General features: G+C 55.4%; 8 protein-coding genes. 3 read left to right on the forward strand and 5 right to left on the reverse strand.

Translation table 11 applies throughout. The features are described from left to right. Positions 1-951 precede the first annotated feature (951 nt). Positions 952-1,887: an SDR family NAD(P)-dependent oxidoreductase gene (locus Q1B15_RS07985; RefSeq protein WP_299752687.1), complete on the reverse strand. Its 936-nt coding sequence runs from the start codon at positions 1,885-1,887 to the stop codon at positions 952-954. A gap of 492 nt (positions 1,888-2,379) precedes the next feature. Here Q1B15_RS07985 and Q1B15_RS07990 point away from each other — a divergent pair, with 492 nt between their 5' ends. Further along, positions 2,380-2,541 (forward strand): ankyrin repeat domain-containing protein, encoded by a 162-nt coding sequence (locus Q1B15_RS07990; protein WP_299752690.1) that lies wholly within the window; start codon positions 2,380-2,382, stop codon positions 2,539-2,541. Positions 2,542-2,669: 128 nt separating this feature from the next. On the opposite strand, the gene Q1B15_RS07995 is transcribed toward Q1B15_RS07990, so the two are convergent. Together Q1B15_RS07995 and Q1B15_RS08000 are read right to left on the reverse strand one after the other, a co-directional pair. Then, positions 2,670-3,749 carry a cobalamin-independent methionine synthase II family protein gene (locus Q1B15_RS07995; RefSeq protein ID WP_299752693.1) on the reverse strand — a complete coding sequence of 360 codons (1,080 nt, stop codon included), beginning with the start codon at positions 3,747-3,749 and terminating at the stop codon, positions 2,670-2,672. Between the two features lie 246 nt (positions 3,750-3,995). Continuing rightward, the gene (locus tag Q1B15_RS08000; RefSeq protein WP_299752696.1) at positions 3,996-4,763 is read right to left on the reverse strand and encodes a methyltransferase domain-containing protein; all 768 of its coding nucleotides are present in this window, start codon (positions 4,761-4,763) and stop codon (positions 3,996-3,998) included. A 311-nt stretch (positions 4,764-5,074) separates the two neighbouring features. Between Q1B15_RS08000 and Q1B15_RS08005 the strand changes: the two genes are divergently transcribed. Further along, positions 5,075-6,544: an MATE family efflux transporter gene (locus Q1B15_RS08005; protein WP_299752699.1), complete on the forward strand. Its 1,470-nt coding sequence runs from the start codon at positions 5,075-5,077 to the stop codon at positions 6,542-6,544. Positions 6,545-6,547: 3 nt separating this feature from the next. After that, entirely contained in the window at positions 6,548-7,543 is a 996-nt protein-coding gene (locus tag Q1B15_RS08010) for a LuxR C-terminal-related transcriptional regulator (protein ID WP_299752702.1), read from the forward strand. Between the two features lie 192 nt (positions 7,544-7,735). On the opposite strand, the gene Q1B15_RS08015 is transcribed toward Q1B15_RS08010, so the two are convergent. Together Q1B15_RS08015 and Q1B15_RS08020 are read right to left on the reverse strand one after the other, a co-directional pair. Beyond that, positions 7,736-8,584 (reverse strand): methyltransferase domain-containing protein, encoded by an 849-nt coding sequence (locus Q1B15_RS08015; RefSeq protein ID WP_299752705.1) that lies wholly within the window; start codon positions 8,582-8,584, stop codon positions 7,736-7,738. Positions 8,585-8,836: 252 nt separating this feature from the next. Further along, the gene (locus tag Q1B15_RS08020; RefSeq protein WP_299752708.1) at positions 8,837-9,166 is read right to left on the reverse strand and encodes a DapH/DapD/GlmU-related protein; all 330 of its coding nucleotides are present in this window, start codon (positions 9,164-9,166) and stop codon (positions 8,837-8,839) included. Positions 9,167-9,950 lie beyond the last annotated feature (784 nt).

Raw genomic sequence — 9,950 nt, forward strand, 5'->3', positions numbered from 1 at the left:
AACGCGGCATGAACACCAAAATGATGCATCTTAGGCAAGCCGCAAAACTGTCTTAAAAAGCAGGACCACTTCAAAGGCATTACCTGTCAAATCAGGCGCTACAGGGCACGGCGCAATCACGCTACGGAGTTCAAACAATGATACGCATCTTGATCCTTCTCGGCACCGTCTTGGCACTTGCCGCCTGCGACCCAAACGCCGTCAATGGCGCTTCATCCGAAGACCAGCCGCGAGCGCGCCAGGATCGCGGAAGTTCCAGCTACTAAACTCCCCATCGGGGGCTGTAAGAAAAATGCGCCCAAGTCTCAAATGGGGCAGTCGCCCTGCTTCTTAGACGCCGAAGCGGCAGCCTTGAAGATCTTCTGCCCGATGACCGGGTGACGTGGGCCAAAGAGACGCGGAGAGAGCGTGCAGGGTGTGCCAAGGGCCACAGCGGCGGTTGGGATGCTAGGTGAGGCTGCCGGTGCTTTAGGAATATCGGAAGACGAAGTTCATAAGGTGCTGACTTCTGCCCGTTAGGAGAGGTGACCACCACCAAGCCCACTTAGGGAAAGCGGAACGCGAAATTGCTCTCGATGGTGGTCGTATTAGGCTGAAATATAGCCTGACTCACACTGATGACATTCTACAAGAATTGGTGCGTTTCTTTGAGTGTCAATCGCAGACCAGACTTCACCCCAAGAAGCCGTCAACGGCGGCTCTGAGCCTATTCTGTTGAAAAACTCCAGTTTCGGGCCTGGCGGACAGATTTTTTCGCCATACAGGTCGATTAGTTTATTTTGGCAAGGGAATCGGCCAAACCAAGCCTCCCGGGTTGCTAGACTGCGTCGCGTCGCCTGGTTCACTATCTTAGCTGACTTTGACACGATTTGCGGTTTTGACGGGAATTTGGGATTTTCAGATTTTGGAGTTTTTCAACAGAATACGCCCAATGCAGACTCCGCGCCTGGCTCAAAGCTCCTCTCCAAGACCAACGCCATTGCTTGCAACCGACCACATTGCTCTGGCCTCGGAATCGGACAGGCTGACTTCGGCGCGCATCGCAGATTTTGCGATGTAGTCGGCGCTCTTATGCAGGGCGTCGTCAAAAACGGTGGTCACGGGCTTGCACTGGAAATAGTAACCTCCGCTGCAACCCTCGATTTCGTTCGATCCGGCGAGGAAAATTGAAGATACCGCGCCTTGCTCCGCTGATATACCTGTCTCGTTTGTTCTACCGGCCTTAGACCAGAGGGCGGTATTTACGTTACCTGGATGAAGCGCGTTGCTCGTCACGGGCGATCCGGCGTCCCTCAGACGGCGGGCGAGCTCGTTCGACAGCAAGATGTTGGCCAGCTTGCTTCGGCCGTATGCACGCCATTGGTCATATCCATCCGCGCTTTCATGTTCACGCGCCAAGGCGTGGTAATCGACCTTCTCCGGGTGCAACCTGTGCGCCCCGGAGGCAACCCAGACAATACGTCCGAACGGGTCTCGGGATTCGGAAATGGCTGGAAGAAGTAAGCGACAGAAGAGGTAATGTCCGAGAACATTGACTTGCCACTGCTGTTCGAAGCCATCGGCCGTCTTCGTCCATGGCAAAGCCATAACGCCAGCGTTGAACACACAGATGTTCAAAGGCCTTCCCGTCGCGAGAAATTCATCGGCGGCTTTTCGAACGGACGCTAAAGAGCCCAGATCGAGAACCAGGGCCTCGGCCGTACTGCCAATCGGGCCACTCTCCAGCAGAGCGGCCACCGCCTCGTTCGCCTTTCTTCGGGAACGCGCGGTCAAGATGACGTGGCAACCTTCCTTTAGTAGCCCCTTGCAGGTCTCAAACCCTATCCCCGTATTGCCTCCCGTCACCAAAGAAATTGGCCGCTCTTGATCGCTTGCCCTCGTCGTCATATTGAATGGCCTTTTTCTGCTGCGAGGGCCGGCAACTGATGGTGTTGGGGCTTTCCAATCGAAGATAGCAGTGTGATCCTAGGCGGTCAGCATGGCAATTCCAAATTGGAGTAGAGGCCCGTTGTGTCCCGCAGTTCAGACCTTCGTTAGATTCCGACCAACGTCTGCTTTTTGGTGAAGCGGTCGTTCGTGGCTGAAACTGCGATCCGACAACCGCGAACGTCCGTTCAGGACGACAAACCGGTCATCTGACGAAAAAACTCAGGTGTCGGCTCAGAGCCCAAAGCAGTCGGTTTGCAACCGGCAGACATGTGACGTCCACCAAGTTACCTAAGGTCGATTTCGGCGATCAGCATTGCCGTGGTATCTTGAGTTGAAAGCGATTTGGATCGCGAGGAAACAGCACTTGCGAGACTGTCATGCGAAACATCCTGTCTTGGTTCAGTATAGCATTAATATTGGCGGCGTCTGCACATGCGGGGCCAGTAGGAGATGCCGCTAAAAAGGGGCGATTCTGCAGAGATCGAGCGCCTCATGAAATCAGGAGCAGATGCGAATGAGGAGGACGCTATGGCGTCACCACTGCACTGGGCCGCGATGAACGGTCATGTCGAGGCGGTGGCGCTTCTGCTCGCCTATCGTGCGGCCCTCTAAGCCCAAACCGACTTAACCAATCGAGTTTCGATAAACCATATCTGTTGGGTCTTGGCGTGGAGTTTCTGTATCCAATTCAACGCATAATCTCTTTGCAAAAGTGCAAGATTGATATGCGATTACATTCTTCAAGCTCGGGCGGCGGCCTGACACATAACGGTCAGTTTTGCCTCGGCTAATTCCGGTGACAAAAACCCGAGACCGCAATCCGGAGCGACTACAAGACGATCCCGGTCGATGTGGTTCAGAACTTCATTCAGCCGGGCCTCGATCTGGTCAACAGTTTCGACGCGGCTGCGGGCAACGGCGACGGCGCCAAATATGACGGTCTTTTTTTGCAATTTGTCCAGTAGGTTCAGATCGTTGCAGCAATGCGCGTCTTCGATCGAAATCTGATCAAACGCAGCCGTGTCTATGGCACTGGCTAGGCGGTGATAACTTCCTGGGTCGGCCTTTTTGTATTCAGTGTCGTCCAGATGATCGGGGTAGCCGCAACACATATGAACAACGCGAGTGACCGATTTTGGTACGCCGTGAAAACAGCGTTCCAACCCTTCGATACCAAAACTCAACGCGTCGTCGACTTCGCGCGCGAACAGCGGTTCGTCCACCTGAATATACTGGCAGCCCGCATCGACTAAAGCCAGAATTTCCCGGTTCACCGTTTCAGCAAGGACCGCGTTCAACCGAGGTCGGTCATTGTAAAAACAGTCAGCGGTGGTGTCCATGATGGTGAGCGGGCCGGGCAAGGTGAACTTGACGGGGCGCGGGCTAACACTTTGACTGGCTCTGTAGTCATGCGCGCCATAGCTCCTTCCAGAGTGGGCTATGGTTGAACGAATGGCGGGCAGATCGGTTTCATAGGCGCCATCGCGCAACACACGGTTTTCAAGATTATCAAAGTCAAACCCATCCAGATGTCGACAGTGATAATGGATATAATTTTCCCGTCGTACCTCGCCATCAGTGGGAATTGAAACGCCAGAGCGCAATTGAATTTCGATAACTTCCTTGGCCGCGCGAATGAATAATGGCTCGTGGCGTTCATCGACATTCTTGATGTCTGCCGTATAGTCGGTTGTGGTCTGGCTGGAGTTCATGCCACCGGTTTCACGGGAAATATCAAACCAGTCGCGCACCGGCACAAATTTGGGTTTAGGAAAAGACCCGATGGTTGTTGTTTCAAGCGGGCTGTTGGATTTGCTCATCTGATCATCCTTTTGAGGCCAAGGCCGTAGTCTTCTGCTACTGGGTTTTCAGCATTGCGCGACTGACAAAGCAACTGAGTGTTCTATTTGATTTTCCGCGAGCGGGCTTGAAAAAAATATAAGTGCCCTCAGAGTTGGATGTCTAGGCAACTTTCACTTTCGCGTCTATTGATGCTGGGGTGCAGCGAACGGCTGCTCGAGCCCTAGGCAGTCATCTCATAAGCCGTTATTTTCAATTTCCGCACACTACGGGCTGGTGCCCCGCAGATGCGTGGGGCGCAATCCGCCGCCCTGCACCGCCCGAGCCAAACCCCGGCGGACCTGAAGCCATGGGTCAACAACTTCCTTTCCGACCCTTGCCACCAGGTCGTCATAAACGCGCTCCAGCGTGCGCAATTCCTCGTCTACGACGATTGCATACCACGCGTTCCGGTCCACCGAACTCACGCTCTTGAAGCCGGCATCGCGCAGTATTTTCTCCATCTGCGGTGCGGTCGCCATCTCAAAATGCAGGTGGCCACCCATATGCCTCAATGCCGCCTCCGCATCGGGGCCTTCCCCACTTAGCCAATCGCTTGCCGCAAACGTACCGCCAGGTTTCAGCACGCGTCGGACCTCAGCGAAAAGCGCGCCCTTGTCAGGAATGTGAATGATTGAATCTTTAGAAAACACCACGTCGAAACTAGCGTCTCCAAAAGGTAGCGGTCCCGGTTCGACTAATCGGAGGTCGATCCGCTCCGACAGTCCGGCTGCGTCCACAATCGCCTTCGCACGCCGATGGAGTGGCTCTTCAACATCGACGCCCACGACTTGGCCCGCGCCGAGTTCACGCGCCAGGGTTATTGCTGGCCCTGCCGTGCCGAAGCCAATATCCAGCACGGTCTTCTGAGCCAGATCGATGTCCCGCACGATTTCACGCACCTCCTCCGCCCCCCCGGGCGAAAGGAACCCTTCCCCCCAAACCGCGTGTAGCCGCTCAATGAAATTATCTGGATACTGTATGTCAGATGTCATTTTCCCCCCGCATGAGGACAAGATCGGGTTCGTGCCCTTCGCCCAACGCTAGCACACTTCAGGGAGGGGAAGAATGGCGGCTTATGGGGCGACGCACATTGCTGAAGATGCTGCGTCGCAGCGGTCCGGTTCGAGCCCAAAGCGGACGATTCAGATTGAAGAGGGGGCGACCTACCGCCGGTGGACTATGCACCCGCGAACTTCTGACGAAGAAGTGCACAACTTGTGGTCTGATCTAGTGACAATGTCAGGGAACTCCTCAGGCTATTCTTGTGGGAATTGGGTATTCCGCCCGCAAGAGGTCACGCAAAATGTCAGAACCTTTGGCCCGCTCCTATGCAGGACATATCATTGCCACGCTCAAACTAGGTTTGCCTCTGGTCGGCGGGCATATTGCGCAATTCGCCATCACTCTGACTGATGCAATGATGATCGGCTGGTACGACATCACGGCGCTGGCCGGCATGATCCTGGGAGCGACGCTTTTCTTACTGATCTTTCTTGTCGGTTCGGGCTTTGCGTCTGCCGCAATGCCGATGTCTGCCGAGGCGAATGCTGCCGGAGCCGAGATAGGCGTTCGGCGCGCAACGGTCTCCTCCTTCTGGCTTTCAATTGGGTTTGCTGCGCTCACTCTCCCTTTGATGCTTTTTTCCGGCGACCTCTTCCGCACCCTAGGCCAAGAACCGGGCAACGCTGACTTGGCGCAGGTCTATTTGCGGATTGCTGCTTGGGGCATGTTTCCCGCGCTCATTGTGATGGTGTTGCGGACCTATCTTTCTGCCATGGAGACGACGCAGGTCATCTTCTGGACTACGCTTCTCATGGCCTTCGTGAACGCCGGCCTGAACTGGGTTCTCATTTTTGGGAACCTCGGCGCACCCGAGCTCGGTGTCGAAGGTGCAGCAATCGCTTCGGTAATCACGCACTCTATCTCGATCCCGTTTCTGGTCGTCTACGCATCACGCAAGTTCCGTAGTCATCGCATCATCTCTGGCCTGCGCGAATTCGATGTACCGACGAGCCGGAGGGTATTTTCGTTGGGGCTTCCTATCGGGCTCACATCGCTTGCCGAAATGGGCATGTTCAGCGTTGGCACCTTGATGATGGGCCTGGTGGGCACATTGTCGCTGTCTGCCCACGCCATCGCTCAGCTGATCTCAGCAACGACGTTCATGATCCATCTCGGCGTCAGTCAAGCTGCGACCGTTCGGGTCGGCAAAGCATTGGGTAATAATGATGCCGAAGGAATGCGCGACGGTGCCATTGCCGCAATGATTATCGCTTACATATGGGTCGGCTTAACGGTATTCGTTCTCGTTGTTTATCCTGACCCTCTGATCTCTCTTTTCGTGGACGCAGCGGAACCCGCCCGCGATCAGGTCATCGCGGTCGCAACCATGTTTCTGCTTGTGGCTGCTGCATTTCAGTTTGCCGACGCCAGCCAATTGATGGGCCTCAGTCTCCTTCGTGGCCTGCAGGATACAAGGATTCCCATGATACTTGCGGTGATAAGCTACTGGGTAGTAGGGGTCCCGGCCTCGTATTTTCTCGCCTTCAAAGTCGAATTGGGCGGCACAGGCATCTGGTGGGGACAAGTTGCGGCTCTGTCTGTCGCCGCGCTTCTTCTTCAGGCGCGGTTCTGGTGGGTCATGCTGCCCCTTCAAGCAAAGGTGTCCAATGTCGCGACCATCGACCCGGACACAACCGCGGCGGCAAGTCCGCGCGCCGCCGAGCTTGGCCCCACACAGGGCTTTGGGATAGCTTCTAGCCAGGGGGGCTAGATCATGAACCTACAAGCGCTTGGCCAAGAGCGAGACATCGCTGAGATACACGACGTCATTGACGAGGAGACGGCCGCGTTTATGGCCCGAGATTTTGAACGCTGGTCCGCATGCTTTGTGCACGGCCCGCGCACCCGCGAAGTCTCCTATGGTGCCGACCGAGGCGTTCTTATCCACAAGGGTTGGGATGAGGTCGCTGCGGCGATGCAGAAAATTATGGCCGACAATCCGGAACCGGAAGACAAAGATCTGGGACACAATGAAATTGAGGTTTCGGTCAATGGCGATCTTGCATGGGCGGTTTTTAACTCAAGATGTCACGCTCTTCCCAACGATCCCTACCCATTACATGACTCTGAACAGGTGCGTATCCTCGAGCGTCATTCTGGTCGCTGGCGGATTGTGTATCTAGGGTTCGCCATGCTCCGCCTAAGAATTCAAGCGCGCCCCGTGATACAGGTCGACGAGAATGCGCGCGTCATCTGGGCAACCTCCGAGACGCTTGCGGCGCTGAGCGATTTCGAGGGGCTCACGATTACGCAGGGGCGTTTGCACTCGACAGACAGCCATTTCAATAAGGCACTTACCCGAGCGATTGCGCGAGCAGCGAAGCTCCGTCACATCTTTGACTCGTCCTACAACAAGCAGCCAGGCAATACCTTCCATTTCCCTTGCATCCTCGGTGACGCCGAAGATGGGGGGACCATGCACTGCACTGTGTTCGCGCGGGATGGATCGGTAAATGTAACGTTCAATGATAACGAATTGATAAAGGGAAAGATCAAAGCCGCACAGGAAGTATTCTCGCTGTCACAAGGCCAAGGTCGCCTCGTCGCCGAAATAGCAAGCGGGCGCTGCCTAACCGAAGTCGCGGCTTCTCTCGGGATCAGCATCAATACCGCTCGGACCCATCTGTCGCGGATTTACGAAAAGACCGGCGTCTCCAGTCAACACGCACTGATCCGCCTGCTGATGTCATTGAATTCGCTTCCTGTTTGACTGCAAAATGGTACCGTCCTGAGGCGGGGGCCGTTCCCTGCTGAGTGGCAGGTTTGTCCGGCACAGCAGACCTTGGTTGTGGGTGCAGCGGATGACGGCTCCGAGCCCATAGAGGACTTCGCCATGCGGCGAAAACAACACTGTTCGGAGTCGATAGTGAGCGTCGCTTTGCCGGTCGACTAATCTGGATCATCAGGTTGGCGAGTTTGCCCCGGAAGCCAGCCGGAAGGTCATATCCGCACCGACGCTGCCTTGGTCCGAAAATTGTTCGATGCAGTCGCCAATTTCGCTCCAGGCCACATCGCGTTTTTCGTCGTCCAGATCGGCCAGCACGGCGCGATAGGCACCAAATGCTTCCTTCATCATAGTTAGCGCGTCGCCGACCGAAGCGATGGACAATCGTGCGGTGACCTGCTCGATCCTGGTGTCGATATACCCGGCCGCTCGAAACAAGTTCTCCAGTCTCGCAGGATCTGACAATGCAAACAGCCCAGGTGAGCCCGGCGGCGGCGGTGTCTTCCCGGCATGCTTTAGTGCGATCATCATAGTTTTTGAAAACAGGAGGTTGTCTTGCGGCGAGGCAACCACAAGCACTGCGAAGCGCCCGTTTTCCGCTAAGACGCTTCGCACGGCCGCGAGCGCGTTTTGAGGCGACTGGAACAGCATCAGGCCGAGCCGGCAGGTTGCCGCATCAACGCGCAGTCCGCTTTCGGATAGGCCTTCGGCTGGGCCGTGCAGCGTTTCCACATTGGTCAGCCCCGCGGCGGCGACATTGGAGGCCACGAAAGTTAGCATTTTGGACGCGATGTCGTTTGCAAAAACCCGGCCAGACGGCCCGACACGGCGGGCGGCTTGAATCGTTTGGCTGCCTGCACCACAGGCAAGGTCCAACACTCGCATGCCCGGCTTTATGTTGGCCGCATCCAGCATTTGTTCAGTCGCCTCGGTCGCCGCGCCCATCAATTCGGCTTCCCATCTTGCCCAGCCCGGCGCGGCTGAATCCCAAATACCTTCGTTTTCGTGTTTGCCATTTCCGGCCATCGCACCCATCCTCCCTGAAAGTGATGCCTTAGGTTACACTGCATTTCAGCTCGCTCAAGAGCCCAGCCAGACCAGGTTTTGCGTACAAAGAAGTGATTCCTGCGCGATGTGCAGATGCCGACGATGGTTTGCTTCCAGTAAATCGCGGAATTGCCTGAGGATTCCCGCCCAATACCGGACCTTCGTTCAATCTGCAGCTAACGGCAGGTTCGAGCCCTGTACGGAAGTTTGGTTGTGCCGCAGCATAGGTCGCTACTGCCGGAAACCTTGGTCGTCCACCGAACGAACTTCACGCGCCGGATTTCCCGCCACGATCATCCGCGGAGCAACATCCTTTGTGACGACCGATCCCGCGGCGACAACAGCGCCATCTCCAATTCTCGCTCCGGGTAGAATTATTGCTCCTGCGCCGATCCACGCATAATTGCCGACTGTGATGGACAACGCATAATTAACAACCCTGAACGGCAGCGTGTCGCCCTCTTTTGGCGGCTTATACCGGTCCTCTGGGCGCAACGGGTGGGTGTCAGTAATAAACTGGACGTTGGGCCCAACCGCAACAAAATCCCCGAGTGTGATCATCTTTGCATCAAGAAACGTGGCGCCAAAGTTTACGAAGGTCCAGGTCCCAATCTTGACGTGTCGGCCATACAGAAAGGTGAAAGAACCAATACGGGACCGCTTCCCTGAGCAAACAATCCTTTTGCGGCCTCGATACGCCTTTCAGATTTTGGAGTTTTTCAACAAAATAGGCGCATAGCAGAAGTGTCAAAATCTTGCTGCGTGCGCTCGCAGTGCAAAAACCTGCGGCGTCACCGCGAAATCGCTACTACAACGCAGAGAGGAATACGGCCATTTCGGCAGTAGAGTAGCAAATTTGAAACGATGGATTCACACGACGCGGACTTTCCAAACTTTTGCTGTAGGCATGCAAATGTCAGGTTCGAGCGTGTCGCGGCGAGATGACATCCAGGCTGCACCCGAATGCCGGTGATCTATTTGGTCTTTGGTAAATTGGCGATCAGGCAAAAGGCATTGGCCCAGCCGATATCAAAATATTGCTGCCAAGCGGAAATTGAACGATCGAGGCCTCTGCCTGATTGAGAACTGAAAGCATCGGGTTTCGCCGTCATTATCTGGTCGGAATTCCCATTTATTTGAGGGACAACGTTACCTCGCAAACATACTTTCAGGCTTCGTGTCGATTGAGCCAACGTTCGCACGCTAGTCGCCCACGTGCGCCAACGTCGAGAAACGGTCTAGGAGGCAAGAGACTTGGCTGACCAAGGCTCTGGATGTCGGCGATCAAAGGATTGTCGACACCACAGGCAAGGTCAGCGGCAAGAATTCCGCTAAATGTGCCTTT

Source organism: uncultured Boseongicola sp. (genome assembly GCF_937988555.1).
GTDB lineage: Bacteria > Pseudomonadota > Alphaproteobacteria > Rhodobacterales > Rhodobacteraceae > Boseongicola.